The 18,137-nt window shown below is 65.7% G+C and carries 23 protein-coding genes; 8 read left to right on the forward strand and 15 right to left on the reverse strand.

The genetic code is table 11. The features are described from left to right. Positions 1 to 3 precede the first annotated feature (3 nt). Positions 4 to 81, forward strand: a complete 78-nt coding sequence (locus F7O44_RS32360) for a 50S ribosomal protein bL37 (RefSeq protein WP_369299114.1) — start codon at positions 4 to 6, stop codon at positions 79 to 81. Between the two features lie 58 nt (positions 82 to 139). On the opposite strand, the gene F7O44_RS23460 is transcribed toward F7O44_RS32360, so the two are convergent. From F7O44_RS23460 to F7O44_RS23470, 3 genes are read right to left on the reverse strand one after another with little or no spacing between them, the layout of a single operon-like run. Beyond that, positions 140 to 691, reverse strand: a complete 552-nt coding sequence (locus tag F7O44_RS23460; protein ID WP_162452729.1) for a dihydrofolate reductase family protein — start codon at positions 689 to 691, stop codon at positions 140 to 142. Between the two features lie 5 nt (positions 692 to 696). Continuing rightward, positions 697 to 1,173 (reverse strand): SRPBCC family protein, encoded by a 477-nt coding sequence (locus tag F7O44_RS23465; RefSeq protein WP_162452730.1) that lies wholly within the window; start codon positions 1,171 to 1,173, stop codon positions 697 to 699. A 10-nt stretch (positions 1,174 to 1,183) separates the two neighbouring features. Then, complete coding sequence (locus F7O44_RS23470) at positions 1,184 to 1,525, reverse strand: ArsR/SmtB family transcription factor (RefSeq protein ID WP_162452731.1); 342 nt, start codon at positions 1,523 to 1,525, stop codon at positions 1,184 to 1,186. Positions 1,526 to 1,681: 156 nt separating this feature from the next. Here F7O44_RS23470 and F7O44_RS23475 point away from each other — a divergent pair, with 156 nt between their 5' ends. Next, the gene (locus F7O44_RS23475; RefSeq protein ID WP_162452732.1) at positions 1,682 to 3,904 is read left to right on the forward strand and encodes an MMPL family transporter; all 2,223 of its coding nucleotides are present in this window, start codon (positions 1,682 to 1,684) and stop codon (positions 3,902 to 3,904) included. Between the two features lie 15 nt (positions 3,905 to 3,919). After that, positions 3,920 to 4,561: a TetR/AcrR family transcriptional regulator gene (locus F7O44_RS23480; protein ID WP_162452733.1), complete on the forward strand. Its 642-nt coding sequence runs from the start codon at positions 3,920 to 3,922 to the stop codon at positions 4,559 to 4,561. A 65-nt stretch (positions 4,562 to 4,626) separates the two neighbouring features. Here the strand turns inward: F7O44_RS23480 and F7O44_RS23485 are convergent, their stop codons facing one another. Together F7O44_RS23485 and F7O44_RS23490 are read right to left on the reverse strand one after the other, a co-directional pair. Further along, positions 4,627 to 6,276 carry an ABC transporter permease gene (locus F7O44_RS23485; RefSeq protein ID WP_162452734.1) on the reverse strand — a complete coding sequence of 550 codons (1,650 nt, stop codon included), beginning with the start codon at positions 6,274 to 6,276 and terminating at the stop codon, positions 4,627 to 4,629. Continuing rightward, positions 6,273 to 7,193 (reverse strand): ABC transporter ATP-binding protein, encoded by a 921-nt coding sequence (locus F7O44_RS23490; RefSeq protein WP_162452735.1) that lies wholly within the window; start codon positions 7,191 to 7,193, stop codon positions 6,273 to 6,275. Before F7O44_RS23490 ends, F7O44_RS23485 begins: the two co-directional genes overlap by 4 nt. 174 nt (positions 7,194 to 7,367) lie before the next feature. On the opposite strand from F7O44_RS23490, the gene F7O44_RS23495 reads away from it, so the two are divergent. Next, positions 7,368 to 7,964: a TetR family transcriptional regulator gene (locus tag F7O44_RS23495; RefSeq protein ID WP_162452736.1), complete on the forward strand. Its 597-nt coding sequence runs from the start codon at positions 7,368 to 7,370 to the stop codon at positions 7,962 to 7,964. Positions 7,965 to 8,141: 177 nt separating this feature from the next. Here the strand turns inward: F7O44_RS23495 and F7O44_RS23500 are convergent, their stop codons facing one another. After that, a complete protein-coding gene (locus F7O44_RS23500) occupies positions 8,142 to 8,738 on the reverse strand; it encodes a DUF1707 SHOCT-like domain-containing protein (RefSeq protein WP_187361581.1) in 597 nt (198 codons plus the stop codon). A 97-nt stretch (positions 8,739 to 8,835) separates the two neighbouring features. Beyond that, entirely contained in the window at positions 8,836 to 9,060 is a 225-nt protein-coding gene (locus tag F7O44_RS23505; RefSeq protein ID WP_162452737.1) for a WhiB family transcriptional regulator, read from the reverse strand. A 266-nt stretch (positions 9,061 to 9,326) separates the two neighbouring features. Between F7O44_RS23505 and F7O44_RS23510 the strand changes: the two genes are divergently transcribed. Beyond that, positions 9,327 to 9,935 (forward strand): MarC family protein, encoded by a 609-nt coding sequence (locus F7O44_RS23510; RefSeq protein WP_162452738.1) that lies wholly within the window; start codon positions 9,327 to 9,329, stop codon positions 9,933 to 9,935. Between the two features lie 72 nt (positions 9,936 to 10,007). Here F7O44_RS23510 and F7O44_RS23515 read toward each other — a convergent pair whose 3' ends face one another. The 6 genes from F7O44_RS23515 to F7O44_RS23540 all read right to left on the reverse strand — a co-directional run bounded on the left by F7O44_RS23515 (position 10,008) and on the right by F7O44_RS23540 (position 13,150). Then, complete coding sequence (locus F7O44_RS23515; RefSeq protein ID WP_162452739.1) at positions 10,008 to 10,370, reverse strand: hypothetical protein; 363 nt, start codon at positions 10,368 to 10,370, stop codon at positions 10,008 to 10,010. Positions 10,371 to 10,491: 121 nt separating this feature from the next. Further along, on the reverse strand, positions 10,492 to 10,644 hold the full coding sequence (locus tag F7O44_RS23520) for a hypothetical protein (protein ID WP_162452740.1): 153 nt from the start codon (positions 10,642 to 10,644) through the stop codon (positions 10,492 to 10,494). A gap of 96 nt (positions 10,645 to 10,740) precedes the next feature. Further along, positions 10,741 to 11,337 (reverse strand): hypothetical protein, encoded by a 597-nt coding sequence (locus F7O44_RS23525; RefSeq protein WP_162452741.1) that lies wholly within the window; start codon positions 11,335 to 11,337, stop codon positions 10,741 to 10,743. A gap of 92 nt (positions 11,338 to 11,429) precedes the next feature. Further along, positions 11,430 to 11,720: a mycothiol system anti-sigma-R factor gene (gene rsrA / locus F7O44_RS23530; protein ID WP_162452742.1), complete on the reverse strand. Its 291-nt coding sequence runs from the start codon at positions 11,718 to 11,720 to the stop codon at positions 11,430 to 11,432. Continuing rightward, positions 11,717 to 12,328, reverse strand: coding sequence for a sigma-70 family RNA polymerase sigma factor (locus tag F7O44_RS23535; RefSeq protein WP_162452743.1), 612 nt, complete (start codon positions 12,326 to 12,328; stop codon positions 11,717 to 11,719). The genes rsrA and F7O44_RS23535 overlap by 4 nt, the downstream gene beginning before the upstream one ends. A 195-nt stretch (positions 12,329 to 12,523) precedes the next feature. Beyond that, the gene (locus F7O44_RS23540; protein WP_162452744.1) at positions 12,524 to 13,150 is read right to left on the reverse strand and encodes an alpha/beta hydrolase family protein; all 627 of its coding nucleotides are present in this window, start codon (positions 13,148 to 13,150) and stop codon (positions 12,524 to 12,526) included. Positions 13,151 to 13,245: 95 nt separating this feature from the next. Between F7O44_RS23540 and F7O44_RS23545 the strand changes: the two genes are divergently transcribed. Together F7O44_RS23545 and F7O44_RS23550 are read left to right on the forward strand one after the other, a co-directional pair. Continuing rightward, positions 13,246 to 13,989, forward strand: a complete 744-nt coding sequence (locus F7O44_RS23545) for an SOS response-associated peptidase (RefSeq protein WP_162452745.1) — start codon at positions 13,246 to 13,248, stop codon at positions 13,987 to 13,989. 90 nt (positions 13,990 to 14,079) lie between these two features. After that, entirely contained in the window at positions 14,080 to 14,595 is a 516-nt protein-coding gene (locus F7O44_RS23550; protein WP_162452746.1) for a DoxX family protein, read from the forward strand. A 24-nt stretch (positions 14,596 to 14,619) separates the two neighbouring features. On the opposite strand, the gene F7O44_RS23555 is transcribed toward F7O44_RS23550, so the two are convergent. Next, positions 14,620 to 15,294, reverse strand: a complete 675-nt coding sequence (locus F7O44_RS23555) for a TetR/AcrR family transcriptional regulator (RefSeq protein WP_162452747.1) — start codon at positions 15,292 to 15,294, stop codon at positions 14,620 to 14,622. Positions 15,295 to 15,447: 153 nt separating this feature from the next. Further along, complete coding sequence (locus F7O44_RS23560; RefSeq protein ID WP_162452748.1) at positions 15,448 to 17,226, reverse strand: glycerol-3-phosphate dehydrogenase/oxidase; 1,779 nt, start codon at positions 17,224 to 17,226, stop codon at positions 15,448 to 15,450. Between the two features lie 170 nt (positions 17,227 to 17,396). On the opposite strand from F7O44_RS23560, the gene F7O44_RS23565 reads away from it, so the two are divergent. Beyond that, on the forward strand, positions 17,397 to 18,125 hold the full coding sequence (locus tag F7O44_RS23565; RefSeq protein WP_162452749.1) for an MIP/aquaporin family protein: 729 nt from the start codon (positions 17,397 to 17,399) through the stop codon (positions 18,123 to 18,125). Positions 18,126 to 18,137: the final 12 nt, after the last annotated feature.

Here is an 18,137-nt window from a genome sequence, read left to right on the forward strand (position 1 = left end):
CAGATGGGCAAGCGCGCACGCAAGCGTCGCGGACGCAAGAACAGCAAGGCCAACCACGGCAAGCGGCCCAACGCCGGCTGACGACTCCAAGCTGTCGGTGGGTGGTGGACCTTGGGTTCACCACCCCCTTGGCTGAGTCTCACCGAGCCTGCGGAGCCGGCTGGTAGTGCAAGATAACCACCCCGGACGCCAGCGGCCTCGTCTCCGTCAGCCGCAGCTCATGCCGTTCCAGGTTGCCCTTGAAGAACGGCACGCCTGCGCCGAGAATCACCGGATTGATCCCCAACCGATACTCGTCCACCAGGCTGTTCTCCATCAGCGCCGACGTCAGTTGGGCACTGCCGAACACGAAGATGTCACCTCCCGGCTGCCGTTTGAGGGCTGATACCTCCTCGGCGATGTCGCCACCAAGCACCGTGGTGTTGCTCCAATCGGACTTCTGCAGGCTGCGCGAGAAGACCACCTTCGGAACCCGATTCATGAACTCGGCAATCTTTCCCTCCGCGGAAGGCCAATGCGCCGCCATGCCTTCGTAGGTGCCACGCCCGAATAGCACCGCCCCTGCAGACAGCTGCGTGTCCAGGATGTACTGCTCTAATTCGGAGTCGAAAACGAACCAGTCGATCTCCCCTCGTGGCCCGCAGAAGAAGCCGTCCAGGGTGACCATGTCCCAGGCGATCAGCTTGCGCACTGGCCTCACTTCCCTTCATCCAGCTGGTGCGTGAGCTCAACACCGAGGGCATCGAGCAGCTCCGCGGTGCCCTGCTCGCGGCCGCCCACATTGTCGTGGCCGTCGAGAAACGCGCCCTGCTCGGTGAAGACCAGCATCGTGCCGCTGCCCTGCGGCCGTAGCTCGACTGTGGCCAAGGACACCGAGATGCGGGTGTCGTCGAGGTGCATGTCGTAGGAATAGACAATGCGTTCCTCCGGGATGATCTCCCAGTAACGAGCCTCGAAGGTGTGCATCGGCCCCTCCTTCGGGCCACCCCGGCGGTACTCCCGTCCGCCGACCCGGAAATCGAACTCGACCTCGGGGAGCCCGACATCGTCAGGAGCGGCGAACCAGCGAAGTTTGATCTCCGGATCGGCGAAGGCTTCGAAGACCCGCGCGGGCGAGGCGTCATAAGTTCTCGTGACCACGAACGTGGCGTGCTCGACTGACCGTACGGGCATATTCGTCTCCTCATTCCTCGGATTGCGCCGGCTGTTCGGCGAGAACCTCACCGAGCCGGTCAAAGCGGTCTTCCCAACCGGCGCGGCGTTCCGCGATCCACTGATCGACCAGCCGAAGCGCGGGCCGTTCGACGCGGCACGTGCGCACCCGCCCGACCTTCTCCGAGCGCACCAGACCACACGTCTCCAGCACACGAAGATGCTGAACGACACCCGACAGCGACATGTCGAACGGTTCCGCGAGCTCACTGACCGTCGCCGATCCACGACACAATCGCTCGATCATGACCCGCCTGGTCGGGTCGGCGAGCGCATGGAAGACCCGGTCAACCGGCGCAAGTTGGTTAAGCATGCACTTCAGTATCTCCAGCTACTCGGACATAGTCAAGCAACTACTTAACCATTGCCCTGAACATCTGGATCGGAGTGCTCTATAAAATGAGAGTAGACTCTTATTTAGTTGTCCACTACTGTTTTCGCGACTGTTCAACTCAACCAGGGAGTCCCCATGGCCACCCTTCTCTACCGTCTTGGTCGCCTGTGCTTCCGCCGCCGCAAGCTCGTCCTTGTCCTCTGGATCGGTGCGCTGGTCGTCGTCGGCGTAGGCGGCGCCACACTCGCCGGTGACCGTGCCGACCGATTCGAAATCCCCGGCACTGAGGCTCAGGAAGCCATCGACCTTCTCGAACAGCGTTTTCCGGAGGCAGCGGCAGGCGGTGCCTCCGCGAGGGTGGTGTTCGCCGCGTCGTCCGGTGAGGTGCTCACCGACCCGGGAAACGCCGAAACCATCCGGCGTGTAGTCGACGTCCTCGGCGATGGTCCGCAGGTGGCCGGCGTCTCGGATCCGATCGCGACCGGCGCCCTGTCACCGGATGCGACGATCGGTTACGCCGAGATCCACTACGCCGTGTCTGAGGACGAGCTCACCGACGCTGCCCGAGACACGCTCGCGCACGCAGCCGAGGTCGGGCGGGATGCCGGCGTGATCGTGGAGATGGGCGGCAGCGCCGTCGAGTCTGACGAAGAGGTCGGCCACACCGAGATCATCGGCCTGGCCGTTGCCGCGATGGTGCTGATCGTGACCTTGGGCTCACTGCTGGCCGCCGGCCTGCCACTGGTCAACGCCATTCTCGGCGTGGCCGTCGGCCTGTCCGCTATCGCCGTGGTCAGCCGGTTCGTCGATCTTGGCACCGATACCCCGATGCTGGCGATGATGCTCGGGCTCGCCGTCGGGATCGACTATTCCCTGTTCATCGTCGTCCGTTATCGCCACGAGCTCGCCAGCACCAACAACCGGGCACTGGCCGCCGGCCGCGCCATCGGCACCGCCGGCTCAGCCGTGGTCTTCGCCGGTCTGACCGTCGTCGTCGCGCTGGTCGCGCTGACCGTGCTGGGGCTGCCTGTCCTCACTGAGATAGGCCTGGCCGCCGCCGGGACCGTCACCATCGCGGTGCTGGTGGCGCTGACTCTGCTGCCGGCCTGGTTCGGATTCGCCGGCGAGCGGTTGACGTCGACGCGCAACGTGCGCCGGATGCTGCTGCGCCGCCCCGCCCCCGTGACCCCACGACGCCGGCTGGGTGAGCGGTGGGCCACCTTCGTCATCGGCCGTCCCGTGGCGGTCCTGACAGTGGCGGTCCTCGGCTTGGGCGTCGTCGCGATTCCCACCCTGGACCTGCGCCTGGGCTGGCCCCACGACGGTTACGCCGCCGAGGGCAGCACGCAGCGCCAGGCGTACGACCTGATCAGTACTGGGTTCGGAGCAGGTTTCAACGCGCCGCTCACGGTCGTCGTCGACGGTAGCGGCAGCACCGATCCGGAGAGGGCGGTCGACCACGCGGCCGACGCGATCGCGCGGCTTCCCAACACGGAAAGCGTCAGCCCTCCCGCGTTCAACGAGGCCGGCTACACCGCACTGCTCGAGGTCATTCCTGGAACAGATGCCGACGACGAAGCGACGGAAGACCTCGTCCACGCGATCCGGGAGACCGGTGCCGAGTTGTCCGAAGAGACCGGCGCGAAGATCCTCGTCACCGGCCAGACCGCCCTCGACATCGATTCCTCGGCAAAGATGGCCGACGCTTTGCTGCCCTATTTGGCCCTTGCCGTCGGCCTGTCGCTGATCTTGCTGATGATCGTGTTCCGGTCGGTCCTAGTGCCGATCAAGGCGGCCGCCGGCTATCTGCTGACCATCGCCGCTACCTTCGGGGCCGTGGTCGCAGTCTTCCAGTGGGGCTGGCTCGCGAACCTCCTCGGGCTGGACACCACCGGCCCGATCATCAATCTGATGCCGGTGGTCCTCGTCGGGCTCACCTTCGGCCTGGCCATCGATTACGAGGTCTTTCTGGTCAGCCGGATCCGCGAAGAGCACGTCCGGGGCCGGGCACCGGCGTCAGCCATTGTGGCTGGTTTCGACCACAGCGCGCGTGTGGTCACCGCTGCCGCCTTGATCATGATCAGTGTGTTCTTCGGTTTCGTGTTGTCCGACAACCCGTTGATCAAGCTGTTCGGGTTCACTCTCGGCGTTGGCATCCTGATCGACGCGTTCGTGGTGCGCATGACGATCGTGCCAGCCGTGATGCGGTTGCTCGGCAACGCCGCGTGGTGGCTGCCACCCTGGCTGGACCGGATTCTGCCGAACGTCGACGTCGAGGGTGCGGGCCTGCGGGCGAACGCCGACGGTACTCCGCCGGTCGATACAGTGCTGTCGAAAGCCGAAAGCACCCGGCGCTGAACGGAGGTCGCGTTGATGTCGTCATCGCAGCCGGATCGTGCCGACGTGGCTGCCGCTGGCCAGCGGCAGCCACCGGGCCTTCGGGAACGCAAGAAGGCGCGCACGCGAGCTGCCATCCAACGCGAGGCCGTACACCTTTTCCGCGCGCAAGGGTTCAGTGCGACAACGATCGAGCAGATCGCCGAGGCCGCTGAGGTGGCGCCGAGCACCGTCTTCCGATACTTCCCCACCAAGGAAGACCTGGTCGTCCTGGAAAACGACCTGCAGCCGATGATCGCCGAGTTCCATGCACAGCCACCTGAGTTGACGCCGCTGCAAGCCATGCACCGCGCCATCCTCGCCACCTTCGGCACACTGACACCGAACGAGCTCGACGAACGCCGCGAACGTGAACACCGGGAACTCCTGGTCCTGTCCATCCCGGAACTCTGGGCCAGCAACCTGGACAACATCACCAGCAGCCTGGACACGGTGGCCGAGGCGGTAGCCGAGCGCTGCGGCAGGAGCGCCGACGACCCCCGGGTGCGCAGCTTCGTCGGCGCCTTCTTCGGTGCCATCCTTCCCGTCTGGTTCGCCTGGGCCCATGACCCAGAAGTCGATCTGCTGGCCGGCATGGACGACGCGTTGACCCATCTGAGCGACGGCCTCCACCTCTGACCCCGCTCCCCATGATCATGAACACTTATCGACCAATATGGTCGACAAGTGTTCATGATCATCGGTCAGGTGGTGTGGACGTCGCGGCGGCGGAAGCCGGCCAGACCGGCGGACAACAGCGCGGCAGCCAGCACCATGAGGATCAGCATCGGCGTGGCGGTGAACGCGTCGCCGGGAATCCGCGGCACATGTCCGAACGGCGAAAGGTTGTGCGCCACATCCGGCATTCCGAGCGCAGGCCCCATCAGGTCGACAACCACCCCGTAGGCGAGCAGGAGCCATGCCGCCTGCGCAAGGCGCGGCGCTAGCCCGAAGAGTGCGAACGCCACGCCTATGACGACCCACATGGCGGGCACCTGCACCAAGCCACCGGCGAACAGCTCCAACCACAAGGATGTGTCTGCCTGCGTAACGGAGGCGGTAACGCCAAGGGCCAGCGAGCCGGTCAGCATCACCATGGCGCTGCCCGCCATCGCGACCACCAGATAACCTGCGCCCCATCGGGTCCGGGTCAACGCGGTGGTCAGCAACGGCTCGGCGCGTCCGGAGATCTCCTCCGCGCGCACCCGTAGCGCCGACTGGATCGCGAAGCCGGTCGCGATCAGCGCCATCATGGCCGTCACGGTGCTCAAGAACGATTCCACGAACGTCGTGTCGCCCGCTCGGACGAAGATCTCCTGCACCTGTTCGTTGTCTGCGGCGAACTCCTCCACATCCTCGACCATCGGCCCGAACGCCGCGCCCAGCACGGCTAGCCCGACGGCCCACGCCACCAGCCCGGCCCGCTGCAACCGGAACGCCAGCCCCAACGGGTGCACCAGCCAGTTGGACGCAAGCGGCGGTCCCGGGCGCGGAGGCACCAGACCTGCCCCGACGTCGCGCCGCACGCTGAGCGCCATGGCTCCGGTCACCAGGACGATGGTCAGGGCGAGCGACAGCAGCAACGGCCACCACCGCTCGTCGACGAAGGCGCGGGTCTCCAGCGACCACGCGAACGGCGACACCCACGACAAGCCGGTCTCACTGACGTCACCGACAGCCCGCACCAGGTACGTCGCACCCAGCACCGCCACACCGACGCCGACGGCGCCCCGGGCGTACTCGGTGACCTGCGCCGCCATCGTCGCGACCGCCATGAAGACCAGGCCGGCAGCCGCCATTGACATGGCATAGGTCAAAGAACCGGCTCCGTCGAGCCGATCGAGACTGGACAGGGCTGCCGCGGTCAGCAACCCGACGACGAGATTCAGCGCCGCTACCACCAGCAGCGTCGAGGCGGTAGCGGCATGCCGGCCCACGACACCCGACCGGACCAGCTCCGCGCGCCCGCTTTCCTCTTCGGCCCGCGTGTGCCGGATGACCAGGAACGTGCTCATGAGCGCGACCAGGATCACCGCGATGTAGAGCGACTCGTTCGCGACCATCGCACCGAACGTGTAGTTGTCCAGTCCGTATCCCGGCCCGTTGAAGGCGATGAAGATCGGGTTGTCCGCCAGCTCACTGCGGCTGTCGAGGTCGGCCTGCGTCGGATAGGTGTCCGAGTAGCTCTGCGCGACGCCGGCCAGAGACCCGACGATCGCCGCGATCCAGACCGGAATCCGCACCCGGTCCCGCCGCAGGATGAATCGGACGAGCGTGCCCGTGCCCGCAAATGCCTCGGCGCCGCAGCTGGAGCCGCGTTCCGGGCGCGACGTCATCATAGTTGTGGTGCTCATCGCCGGTCTCCGTTTCGGGCGCCGGTGGTGGCGAGGTCGTCGCCGTAGTGCCGCATGAACAGCTGCTCGAGAGTGGGCGGCTGGCTGGTCAGGCTGCGGATGCCGAGGCTGTGTAGATGACCCACGACGTCGCCGAGGTGTTCGGTGTCGACGTCGAACCGCACCCGCCCGTTGTCTGCATCGAGGTCGTGTACACCGTCGAGCCGGACCAACGAGTCCGCGGGACGGCTTGTCACCGCCTCGATCGAGGTGCGCGTCAGATGGCGTAGATCCTGCAACGTGCCGGACTCGACGATGCGGCCCTGCCGGATGATGGAGACTCGATCGGCCAGCGCCTCGACTTGGCCGAGAATGTGACTGGAGAGCAGCACCGTTCGCCCCTCTGCGCTGGCCTCCCGGATGCACTCCTGGAAGACAGCTTCCATCAAGGGGTCCAGCCCGGCAGTCGGCTCGTCGAGAATCAGCAGCTCGACATCGCTGGCCAACGCGGCCACGATGGCCACCTTCTGCCGATTTCCCTTCGAATACGTGCGCCCCTTCTTGGTGGGGTCGAGGCTGAACCGCTCACACAGCTGGTCGCGGCGGCGCCGGTCGAAGCCGTTGCGCAGCCTCGCCTGGAGGTCGATGGCCTCCCCGCCGGTCAGGTTCGGCCAGAGCTCCACGTCTCCCGGCACGTAGGCGAGCTGCCGGTGCAGTTCCACGGTGTGGTGCCAGGGGTCGCGGTCAAGCACCCGGGATTCACCGCCGTCGGCACGCAGCAGGCCCAGCAGGATACGGATGGCGGTGGATTTGCCTGCTCCGTTCGGGCCGAGGAATCCGTGCACCTCACCGGATTCGACATCAAGGTCGACGCCGTCGAGAGCTTGTGTCTTGCCGAACCGCTTGACCAGTCCTTTCACCGAGATCGCGCGTGTCATTGGCGGCCTCCTCCGATTTCTCACGTAGTACGACCCGGCGGCCGGCGTCCGGCATCGCTGAACCACGAAGATACCTTACTGTCGAGTCAGTAATCTACCGCCGGGATGGTAATTTACCCACCAGATAAGCTTGTGCACCGTTGCGGTCCGGCAGAACCACCTCGAGGAGGACGCGTGGAGATCGAAGACCCACCACGGCGGCGGGACGGACGCACCAGGGACACCCGGCAACGCATCCACGGCGTGGCTCTCGAACTGTTCCTGGAGAGGGGCTTCGCGCAGACCACCATGCAGGACATCGCCGACCGGCTAGGGCTGACAAAGGCCGCGCTGTACTACCACTTCCCGACCAAAAGCGATCTGATCCGCGCGGTGATCCAGCCCAGCATCGACGACGTCGAGCGCTTCCTGACAGAGGCCCGGGAACAGACCCTGCCTACGCGGGAGGTGCTGGAGCGCTTCTTCGACATCAACTACGCCAACCGCACGGTCTTCCTCGCCCTGACCCTCGACCCGTCCGGGCTCGCCGACGCCGATGCGGACAATTGGATACCTCGGCTGGCGGAGACCTTCCAGCAATTGCTGGCCGGGCCCGAAGCCACCACTGACCAGCGGATCCGGATCGTCATGGTGGCCAACGGCCTCAGCCGGGCCGCAACTCTGCTCACCGACATCCCGCATGACGAGCTTCGGGCCACCGCCGTCGGTATCGCGCTGCAGAGCCTCGAGGCGCCGCCCGTTCACGCGTCGAGCAAACCACCGACGGCGTAGCTGGCCGCCTCTTCAATACGCTGTGAAGGCGGTCCGGCCCAGGCAACCCTGCCGTTGAAGACCCGTGGCCATCCGAGACCATCGCGGGAATCGTCGAGGGCCACATCGGCCAGCATCGGCCGGAGACCGTAAGTACCCGCCGGTGATTCCCCTCCAGGATGCGTAGCCGTTCTCACGTCAGGCCGGTGGCCGGCGAAGCAGCCAGTCCCAGAATCTCCGGCGCGGATGACGCGCTCTGATAGTGCCGGACTTCACCTTGCCGTTGACCCTCAGGGTCGTTGAGCCGGGCTCTGGGCGCCCCGCGACGCGGTTGACCAGGCTTCCGCTCGAGCTGGTGACGTTGTCCATATCCACGCTCCAGCCACGCGGCACGGTCAGGATCACCGAGCCGGAGGTCGCAACCGCTTCAACCGTCACCTCTCGATGTGTGCACACGGCTTGGGTGAAATCGATCCTGATGGTGCCAGAGGTGCATTCCGCCACGATCGTGGGCGGGACCGTCCAATAGCCGTCTTTTCGTAGCGAGCCGCTCTGGGTCTTGAGGCTCAGCGAGCGAGTGTCCGGAACGACGGGGGCGGCAGAGAGGTCAGCGGTGACTACCTCGAGTTCGGCGTGGGTCTTAGCCGCGTAAGTCGCGGCCAGCCGCTCGTCCAGCTCGCTGAGATCGAGCCGGCCGTCTGCCACAGCGGATCGCAGCTGCTCAGCCACGTCCTCACGATCTCCGTCGGATGCCCGCACGGCACGTGGCGGCAGGAAATCGGGCGCATCCGTCATCGTCGCTCCAGTGATCCGTTCCGTCAGCTATCAACGAGCATAAACGCCGGCTGATCTACAACGGTTCGCCACCACACCACGTAATGAAGACCCGAGCCTACCTACCGGGCAACACTCGCATGGCCCGCCGCTCCTCCGGTGTAGTGCCACCCCACACGCCGTGGTCCTGCCCGGTCTCGAGCGCGTAGGCCAGGCACTCGGCATCGACCCGGCATTGCGCACAGATCCTCTTCGCCGCATCGATCTGGTCCAAGGCCGGGCCGACGGATCCGATCGGGAAGAAGACCTCCGGGTCGGTCTTGCGGCATCTGGCCCAGCTCATCCATTCAGGGCGCTCTGTCAACGCAGCGGCACTTCGGTCAGCCGCGGTCCTCTGGATGTGGATCACCCCCTTGCCTTTCTGTCGCCGAGCGGTTCAACCGGTCCGCGGCGGGCCAGCCACGGCCGGGCAAATTGACACCAAACTACGACAGACCGTAGCACTACGCGACGTAGTAGTGCTACGGGAAGGTCGGCCCACTGGGCAGCCGCCCAGTTCAGGGCCAGCTAGCATGCCCAGGCCACTAGAATGACCCGCGTGATGGCGCGATGAATTGGCAGATGTTCGGCGAGGCTTTCGTCACGCTGTTCGTCATCATGGATCCGCCCGGCACCGTACCCATCTTCCTCGCCCTGACCGGCGCGCAGCAGGCCTCCGCCACGCGCAACCGGGCAGCCTGGGTCGCCGTCGCCGTAGCCCTCGGCGTCATCGTCACCTTCGCGCTGTTCGGCCAGGCCATCCTCGACTATCTCGGCATCAGCCTGCCGGCTCTGCAGACCGCGGGCGGGCTGCTGCTGTTGCTGGTGGCGTTACAGCTGCTCACTGGCGCCTTGGACGACCCCGACGCACCGGCCAGCGGCAACGTAGCGATGGTTCCACTAGGAACCCCGCTGCTGGCCGGGCCCGGCGCTATCGTCGCCACCATGGTGTTCGTCCAGCGCTCCGACGAACCAGCCGACTACCTCGCCGTCGCGGCCGCTATCCTCGCGGTTCATCTATTGCTATGGATCTTCATGCGATACAGCACGGTCGTCATCCGCGTACTCCGGGAATCCGGGATCCTGCTGGTGAGCCGGATAGCCGGACTGCTCCTCGCGGCGATCGCCGTCCAGCTGGTCGCGGACGCCGTCCGAGCCTTCATCGACGGTGCCGGCTGAGCCGCCCCGGCCGCAAGACGAGCACACCGGCCAGGTGCGGACGCGAGCTCAGCCGGGGCTCGGAATGGCGTCTCAGCGCTCCGGATCCAGGCGCGGCGCGTTGCGCTTGAGCTGCCAGCACACGGCGCCGCCCACGAGCGCACCAGTCACCATCATCATGCCGAGGAATGACAGCACCATTCCCCACCACATCACGATCACGTCTTCGGCATCCGTCACTCCTCGGATGAAGAGCAGCATTCCCACGACGAAGGCGACCACTCCGAAGATGCCCGCACTCCACAGCCACGGGTTCGGCGACTTGCCAGGATCCCGCGAATTGCCGGTGTCCCGCGATCTGGTGAATTTGAGGTCCCGCAGCAGCGGTGTGTGCGGCTCTTCAGCGGATCGGAGACCGGGCTCCTCGGGCGCCGCCGATTCGTCAGCATTGGTCATCGTCGCTGCCTGCTTTCCTGGTAGTGGCGAAGGTGGTGAGCGGAAGACCGAAAGCGCCGAACAGTGCAGGATCGCCGAAGTTGACGACGTGCCGCACTGCTTCCTTTGACAGCTCGAGTAGCTACAGCGCGACTGCCTCGAACGTGCCCTGGTGATCACGATGATAGACGCCGAAAGCAGCCTGGCCGTTCGCTGCTGTCGGGATCATCAGCAGGTCTCCCGGCCCGGCCTGGCATTGGGTGGCAAGCAGCCGGCCGATGTCCTCATGGATCAACCACTCGACTAGTGGCTGACGTGTTACGCGGTTCCGCGGCGACATTCCGCGCACACGACCTGATCGACGAGTACCGGCTCATGATCTACCCGGTGACTACGCGGACAGTAGCATGGCGGCCCCGACGATCCCGGCCGCCATGAACAGGCCGACGGCGGCGTTCGCGGCGAACGGGTACCGCTCCGCCAGCGGCACTGCCCTGGGGAATCTACGGCCGAGCTGCTTGGCGGTCACCGTCCGCTCCAGTTCGTGCGGCGAGACACCGAGCCACCGGACCAACTGCCGCATGTCGTCGGGCGTCCAGTGCGGCGTCTTCAGCCGGGCTATCAGCCGCTCACGGCCATCGAGCAAGAGCAGATTCCGGTGTGCCTGACTGCCCGACGGCGCCGCCACCCGCACGCTCACGACGGTGGAGATATCGCTTCGCGCTCGCTTGCGGGGCCAGCCGATCGGCCGGACCGCACGGATGTGGGTCGGGCTCACGACGATGCGCTCGCGGTGCAGAAACTGGGCTACTGCTGCCAACGCCAGGGCAGCGACGCTGGCCGCCATGACACCGACGACACCGTTACGGACCACCAGCAATGCGCCAAGTGCCCCGAAGAGCACCGGAGTGCTCTTCACCAGCCTCCGGTAACTCTGCCCCGACGGAACGAGCACCCGCTCGGAGGGCGCAATCGCTCGTTCGGACATATGGCCGATCATAGAAGGAGCAAGGCGGGGCTGGCTACGGCGAGAATCCGCGAGCGCACCACGGGGTCGGCCCGGGTTGGGCGGCGCTGAGTTCAGCCGGCGCTTTCGCTGCGGTATTCAGAGACCTGCACCCTGACCTCGCGGATCTGGGCCAAGACCTTTGTGCGCAACTCTTCTGGCGCGTGCTCGCACGCACATGAACGCGCCAGCACGGCTCGCACCGCACGCTCGAGATCGTACATCGACAAACAACCTCCACAATCGTGCAGATGAGCTTCGATCTCCTCGTAGCTCAACGCACGATCGTCCAGCTCACGATCGAGAAACGCATACACCCGGTCGAGCACTTCGGTGCAGTCGACATCGTCGTCGTCGCAACTCATGACACTCCAGCACCCCCTGGTCCGGAATCGCCCACCGGCACGAGTCCCCGGTCTCGCGCATAGTCTTCCAACAACTCCCGAAGCTGACGGCGTCCCCGGTGCAGCCTCGACATCACCGTCCCGATCGGGGTACCCATGATGTCGGCGATTTCCTTGTACGGGAAGCCTTCGACGTCAGCCAGGTACACCGCGATGCGGAATTCTTCCGGAATCTGCTGCAGCGCGTCCTTGACATCCGAATCCGGTAGATGTGCCAAAGCTTCGGCTTCGGCGGAAAGCAAGCCGGTCGAGGTGTGTGCCTCGGCCCGGGCCATCTGCCAGTCCTCGATCTCTTCGGTGGCGCTCTGCTGCGGTTCGCGCTGCTTCTTCCGGTACGAGTTGATGAATGTGTTAGTCAGGATCCTGTACAGCCATGCCTTGAGGTTGGTGCCCTCTTTGAACTGGTGGAACGACGCATACGCTTTGGTGAACGTCTCCTGAACCAGATCTTCGGCATCGCTGGCGTTGCGGGTCATCCGCAATGCTGCCGAGTAAAGTTGATCAAGGAAGGGCAGTGCGTCACGCTCGAAGCGTTCCGCACGCTGCTCGGCAGTCTCTATCGCGGCCATCGTGTTCGATGGTATCGGCGTGACCGCAGGCGCCGCCTTCCAGTCCCTCCACTCCTTGGTGGTGGCCACTTTCGGTCCAGGCGCTTGCAGGCAAGCCGTGCCAGATGCACTCACGAGGTCAGACCCTCCCTGACTCGTTGGCTACGTCGGTTTTGCGACGGCGGCACCATCGGGGAGATGTGCCCGTCAGCAGCATCAACCAAGCAACGGCTCGATGAATTCCCGCACCGCGGCCACGACCGATTCGGTCGCCGCGGCCTGGCTGTGCGCCTTGGGCACGCTGAGGCCGTGGTCGGCATGGGCAACGGTACGCAGGGAGAACGGACCGTCGGGAAACTCGTCGGGCCGGCCGAAGGTGTCGCGCTCCCCTTGCACTACCAACGTGGGCACGCCGGCATCGAGGAGTTCAGGAAGCCGTGATCTTTCCGGCTTGCCGGGTGGGTGCAGAGGGAAAGACAGCGCCACGACGGCCGCCGCTCCCACTGCTTGAGCTGTTCTGCAGGCTACTCGCGCGCCGGAGCTGCGTCCTCCGACGACCACCGGGAGGTCTCGAGGCACCGCCTCGAGGACGGCCGCCCAAGCCCGGTCGAGAACAGGCGGCCGGGGCGGGAGTCGCTTTCCCGCAACCCGATAAGGCTGTTCGACGCGGACCACCGTGATTCCTTGTTCCGGCAGCCGATCAGCCAGCGCAGCGAGATCACGTGCCGCGATGCCGCCACCAGCACCGTGCCCAAGCACCAGTCGCAGCCGCGCGCCTGGCGCGTCGTCGATCCAGAGGCGGGCCACACCCTCCGGAGTCTGCACCGTCTGCTCCGTACTCATGCGGATATCTCACCACGGTTATGGCAAGAGGCGGCATCTGGTCACCGACCCGGCGCTCGGCCTGGATGTCAGCGCCATCTGGCAAGCTGAAGAGTATGTGCGGACGCTACGTAGTCAGCCAGAGCGCCGATGATCTGGCCGAGGAGTTCGGGGTCGACCGAATCGATGTCCACGAGCGGGTCGAACCTGACTACAACGTCGCCCCCACCAAGAACTCACCGACGGTGCTGGCGCGCCCACCGCGAGACGCCAAGGACGCCGATCCGGTCCGGCAACTGCGAAACCTGAAGTGGGGCCTGGTTCCATCCTGGGCAAAGGATCCGAAGATCGGCAATCGGATGATCAACGCCCGCGCCGAGACCGTTCACGAGAAGCCGGCCTTCCGTCGCGCGTTCGCGACCAGACGCCTGATCATCCCCGTTTCCGGGTTTTACGAATGGTTCCCCACCCAGGATCTCACCACTGCCGGCAAGCCCGTCAAACAACCGTTTTACCTACGCCCGAAGGCTGGACAAGCGCTCGCGCTCGCGGGAATCTACGAGTTCTGGCGTGACCGCGAGAAGCCGGACGACCCCGATGCGTGGCTCACCACGTTCACGATCATCACGACGAACGCCACTGACGATATCGGGCACATTCATGACCGCATGCCCATGACCGTGCACCGAGACAACTGGCAGAACTGGCTCGACCCACGGATCAACGATCCCGCCAACATCCGCGACCTCATGGCTCCCCCGCCCCCGGGCAGCTTGGACGTGTACCCCGTCTCCAAAGCGGTGAACAACGTCAAGAACAACGGCCCCCAGCTCATCGACCCGCTGCCGCCGACGCACTGACGACAAGGACGCCACGGCCGCACATGACTGTTTTCTATCGCGCGCCCCTGACAGCACCCATTCGGCGCTGTTTCGTGGTAGGCAGGAAGTATGAGTCTCGTCCGCCTGATTGCGCGTCCCATGCTGGCGTCGATCTTCATCGTGCAAGGGTTCAAGAACTTCCGAGATCCCGAGCCGCTGGTCCCACAGACCAAGTCGCTCGTCGACAAGTTCGGCCCGTTGCTTGAAGAGAATGCTCCCAGCGTGCCGACCGACCCGAAGCAACTCGTCCGGATCAACGCCGCTACCCAGTTCGGTGCCGGCCTCGCGCTCGCCACCGGGAAGTTCCCCCGGCTGGCCGCTGCCGTCCTCGCCAGTTCGCTGGTGCCGACCACGGCCGCCCGCTATCCGTTCTGGGAGACCGAGGACCCGGAGGTGCGCAGCGAGCAACGTCTGCATGCGCTCAAGAACGCCGGACTCGTCGGTGGGCTGATGCTGGCCAGCGTCGACACCGAGGGCAAACCTGGCCTGAGCTGGCGGGCCAAACGTGCTGCGGACAAAGCCAAACACGCCACCAAGTCCACCAAGCGCAAGGCCCAGAAGGCAGCGTCGAAGGCCAAGCCCTGAGCCTCGGCTAGCGCACCAAACGCGTCAGCTCGGCACGGTCGACAACAACTGGCGGGCGGCAGCTCGGGCGTGACCTATCGCGTCTGGCACGCCGCCCGCGGTCCACATCGTCAGGGCGCCCTCTTGCAGGATCGCCAGCTGTGTCCCGAGCTCAGCGGAGATGCCGTCGGCGAAGCCTGCCTCGCGCAGCAATCGGGCGTAGAGTTCGCACGTCCACTTCTTCTCCGCCCTGATCACCGCTTCCCCCGGGTGGTCAGCTCCGCCGATCTCCGCGAAGGCGTTGATGAAGGCACAGCCCCGGTTGAGCGTCGCGTTCCATTCCGCCAGCGCGTCGAGCACAGCGAGCACACTCCGGGTCGCGGCCGCGCTGACTCCGTCTTCGCCGTCATTCGCGTCCGCTCGCCCGGCGAGGTAATCCAGGACGAACCGCTGCCACCGGTCGGCACGTCGCTGCAGATAGAGGGCGACCAGGACGTTCTTGGAGCCGAACCTGTCGTAGAGCGTCTTCTTCGTGGTCCCGGCCGCCTCCGCGATCGCGTCGACGCCGACCGCGTGAATGCCGTACTCATAGAAGAGCTGGCTGGCCGCGTCGAGCAGTCGCTGCCCGGCCGGGGTCAACCGAGTGTGGTCCAGCTGTGAGCGTTTCTCCGCGGGCCGCCGACGGACTCCCGCGATCGGCACATAGGACGTATCCGCCATTGCCTGCTCCTCTGTTACCCGGGGCCACTCTCGACTACGAAATAGACCGACCGGTGTGGTTACACACCAGTATGACTCCTGCCGTCAAGTGCCAACGAACCCGTGCTCTAAGCGGTACCGCGTGGCCGGGCCAAGTTGCTGGCGGGCAACAACCTAGGTGACCGGCTCACTGATCAGCGTGCGTGCCTCCGTGGCGGCCGACCGGATCTCATCGGCGGCTTGGTCGTCCGGCTTCGTCTGTGAGTCGCGCTCCGCCGTGACCCGCTCGTTGTAGATATCCACCTCGCGAGCGATCTGTGCGGCGTCCCACCCCAGGGTCTCCGCCATCAGCTCCGCGACCGGCTCCGCGGCATCGAGCCCGCGGTGCGGGTACTCGATAGAGATCCGGGTGCGCCGGGTCAGGACGTCCTCGAGGTGCAGTGCCCCTTCCTCGCGCACCCCGTAGACGACCTCGACCTTCAGATAATCCGCCGCGCCCGGCAGCGGCTCGAGAAGGTCGGGCCGGTCCACCGCGAGCGCCAGGACGTCGTGCACCATCGAGCCGTAGCGATCCAGCAGGTGCCGCATCCGGTAGGGGTGCAGGCCGTGCTCGGATGCGAGTTGGTCGGCTTGGTTGACCAGTGCGTGGTAACCGTCCGCACCGAGCAACGGCACCTTGTCCGTGATAGACGGCGCGATGCGACCACGGAGGTCGGCGGCCGCGGCATCGATGGCATCGGCGGCCATGACCCGGTAGGTCGTGTACTTACCACCCGCGATGGACACCATGCCGGGCGCCGGGCGGGCCACGGCGTGCTCGCGAGAGAGCTTGGAGGACTCGTCGCTCTCGCCGGCCAGCAGCGGGCGCAGGCCGGCGTAGACGCCCTCGATGTCGTCATGGGTCAGCGGGGTGGCCAGCACGGCGTTGACGTGATCGAGGATGTAGTCGATGTCAGCGCGAGTAGCCGCCGGGTGAGCGAGATCGAAGTTCCAGTCGGTGTCGGTGGTGCCGATGATCCAATGCCCCCGCCACGGGATGATGAACAGCACCGACTTCTCGGTGCGCAGGATCACTCCGGACTCCGAGGCGATCCGGTCTCGGGGCACCACGATGTGCACGCCCTTGCTGGAACGCACCCGGAACCGCCCCCGCGTGCCCGCGAGCCGTTGCATCTCATCGGTCCAGACCCCGGTGCAGTTGACCACCACGTCACATGTGACATCGAGTTCGTCGCCACTCTCGATGTCGCGGACCCGCACTCCGCTGATCCGGTCCGCCTCGCGCAGGAAACCGACCACCTGGGTAGATGTGCGCACGACGGCCCCGTAATGGGCAGCGGTGCGGGCGACAGTCAGGGTGTGCCGGGCGTCGTCGGCCCACGCGTCGTAATACCGGATTCCACCGATCAATGCGTCTCTGCGCAACCCCGGCACCAGCCGGAGCGCGCCGGAGCGTGTCAGGTGTTTCTGGCCCGGAACCGACCGCGAGCCACCCATGGAGTCATACAGGAAGAGTCCGCTGGCCGTGTACGGACGCTCCCAAAGCCGGCGCGTCAGCGGATAGAGAAAGCTCACGGGCTTCACCAGGTGCGGCGCCAGCCGGTTGAGCATGAGCTCACGCTCGCGCAGCGCCTCCCGGACCAGACCGAACTCGAACTGCTCCAGGTAACGCAGACCGCCGTGGAAAAGCTTGCTCGACCGGCTGGACGTACCAGCGGCCAGGTCGCGGGCTTCCACGAGGGCCACGCGGAGACCTCGGGTAGCGGCGTCGAGCGCGGCCCCGGAGCCAACCACGCCACCGCCGATGACAACGACGTCGAACTGTTCTTCAGCCAGGCGTTGCCAATTCCGGATCCGCTGCTGCGGGCTGAGCCGGCCAGCCCGCTCACTCTGACGTCCATCTGTACTGTGCGCGGCCACGTCGACCTCGCCTCCTCGCGAGTCCGTTGTCATCCGGTCCAACCTACCCGTTGATTCGGTTGATCACGTAGACAGTCAAACATTCCGAGAGTAAGTTGCCAGATAGCTCGGAGGACTACTCAGACCCACGGCAACGACGCCGGGGCACCCCCGGTGGCCGAACGTGTTCGGACGCGTTGCCACGCCATGGAGGGGGACGTCACATGGAGCATCTGGACTTCTTCGAAATCGTCTACTGGGAAATCCTCGGCACCGGCATGCTCGTCCTGCTGGGCTGCGGTGTCGTCGCCAACGTCGTGCTACCTAAGAACAAAGGCAACATGGACGGGCCGTTGCGGGGCAACTGGCTACTCATCAACTTCGGATGGGGGCTGGGTGTCTTCTCCGGTGTCTACGTCGCCGCGCAATCCGGCGCCCACATCAACCCCGCGGTCACTTTCGGGCTCGCCGTCGAGGGCACGACGGAATGGTCCGACGTCCCGGCGTACTTTCTCGGCCAGTTGACCGGGGCGATCCTCGGCGCCGTGGTGATGTTCCTCGCTTACAAGCTGCAATTCGATGCCGGCGAAGACCCAGGGTTGAAGCTCGCGGTGTTCTCCACCGGCCCGGAGGTCCGCAACTACGGCTGGAACTTCATCACCGAGGTTGTCGGCACCTTCGTTCTCGTCTTCGTCGTGCTGTCCTTCGGACCGCACCCGATCGACATCGGACCGCTGGCCGTGGCTCTTCTGGTGGTCGGTATCGGCGCTTCCCTCGGTGGCCCCACGGGCTACGCCATCAACCCGGCCCGTGACCTCGGACCACGTATTGCGCACGCGTTCCTGCCGATCAAGGGCAAAGGGGCGAGTGACTGGGGGTATTCCTGGGTACCCATTGCCGGACCCCTCGTCGGCGGTGCTCTCGCCGGTCTTCTCGGTGCCGCCGTGTTCTGATGGGCATGCGCA

It is taken from the genome of Phytoactinopolyspora mesophila (genome assembly GCF_010122465.1).
Lineage (GTDB): Bacteria > Actinomycetota > Actinomycetes > Jiangellales > Jiangellaceae > Phytoactinopolyspora > Phytoactinopolyspora mesophila.

Bases quoted from the DNA above. Each gene is read 5' to 3' on its own strand.
- F7O44_RS32360 (WP_369299114.1), top strand. From the start codon at position 4: ATGGGCAAGCGCGCACGCAAGCGTCGCGGACGCAAGAACAGCAAGGCC.
- F7O44_RS23465 (WP_162452730.1), bottom strand. From the start codon at position 1,173: ATGCCCGTACGGTCAGTCGAGCACGCCACGTTCGTGGTCACGAGAACT.
- F7O44_RS23470 (WP_162452731.1), bottom strand. From the start codon at position 1,525: ATGCTTAACCAACTTGCGCCGGTTGACCGGGTCTTCCATGCGCTCGCC.
- F7O44_RS23475 (WP_162452732.1), top strand. From the start codon at position 1,682: ATGGCCACCCTTCTCTACCGTCTTGGTCGCCTGTGCTTCCGCCGCCGC.
- F7O44_RS23480 (WP_162452733.1), top strand. From the start codon at position 3,920: ATGTCGTCATCGCAGCCGGATCGTGCCGACGTGGCTGCCGCTGGCCAG.
- F7O44_RS23485 (WP_162452734.1), bottom strand. From the start codon at position 6,276: ATGAGCACCACAACTATGATGACGTCGCGCCCGGAACGCGGCTCCAGC.
- F7O44_RS23490 (WP_162452735.1), bottom strand. From the start codon at position 7,193: ATGACACGCGCGATCTCGGTGAAAGGACTGGTCAAGCGGTTCGGCAAG.
- F7O44_RS23500 (WP_187361581.1), bottom strand. From the start codon at position 8,738: ATGACGGATGCGCCCGATTTCCTGCCGCCACGTGCCGTGCGGGCATCC.
- F7O44_RS23505 (WP_162452737.1), bottom strand. From the start codon at position 9,060: ATGAGCTGGGCCAGATGCCGCAAGACCGACCCGGAGGTCTTCTTCCCG.
- F7O44_RS23510 (WP_162452738.1), top strand. From the start codon at position 9,327: ATGAATTGGCAGATGTTCGGCGAGGCTTTCGTCACGCTGTTCGTCATC.
- F7O44_RS23515 (WP_162452739.1), bottom strand. From the start codon at position 10,370: ATGACCAATGCTGACGAATCGGCGGCGCCCGAGGAGCCCGGTCTCCGA.
- F7O44_RS23525 (WP_162452741.1), bottom strand. From the start codon at position 11,337: ATGTCCGAACGAGCGATTGCGCCCTCCGAGCGGGTGCTCGTTCCGTCG.
- rsrA (WP_162452742.1), bottom strand. From the start codon at position 11,720: ATGAGTTGCGACGACGACGATGTCGACTGCACCGAAGTGCTCGACCGG.
- F7O44_RS23535 (WP_162452743.1), bottom strand. From the start codon at position 12,328: ATGGCCGCGATAGAGACTGCCGAGCAGCGTGCGGAACGCTTCGAGCGT.
- F7O44_RS23540 (WP_162452744.1), bottom strand. From the start codon at position 13,150: ATGAGTACGGAGCAGACGGTGCAGACTCCGGAGGGTGTGGCCCGCCTC.
- F7O44_RS23545 (WP_162452745.1), top strand. From the start codon at position 13,246: ATGTGCGGACGCTACGTAGTCAGCCAGAGCGCCGATGATCTGGCCGAG.
- F7O44_RS23550 (WP_162452746.1), top strand. From the start codon at position 14,080: ATGAGTCTCGTCCGCCTGATTGCGCGTCCCATGCTGGCGTCGATCTTC.
- F7O44_RS23555 (WP_162452747.1), bottom strand. From the start codon at position 15,294: ATGGCGGATACGTCCTATGTGCCGATCGCGGGAGTCCGTCGGCGGCCC.
- F7O44_RS23560 (WP_162452748.1), bottom strand. From the start codon at position 17,226: ATGACAACGGACTCGCGAGGAGGCGAGGTCGACGTGGCCGCGCACAGT.
- F7O44_RS23565 (WP_162452749.1), top strand. From the start codon at position 17,397: ATGGAGCATCTGGACTTCTTCGAAATCGTCTACTGGGAAATCCTCGGC.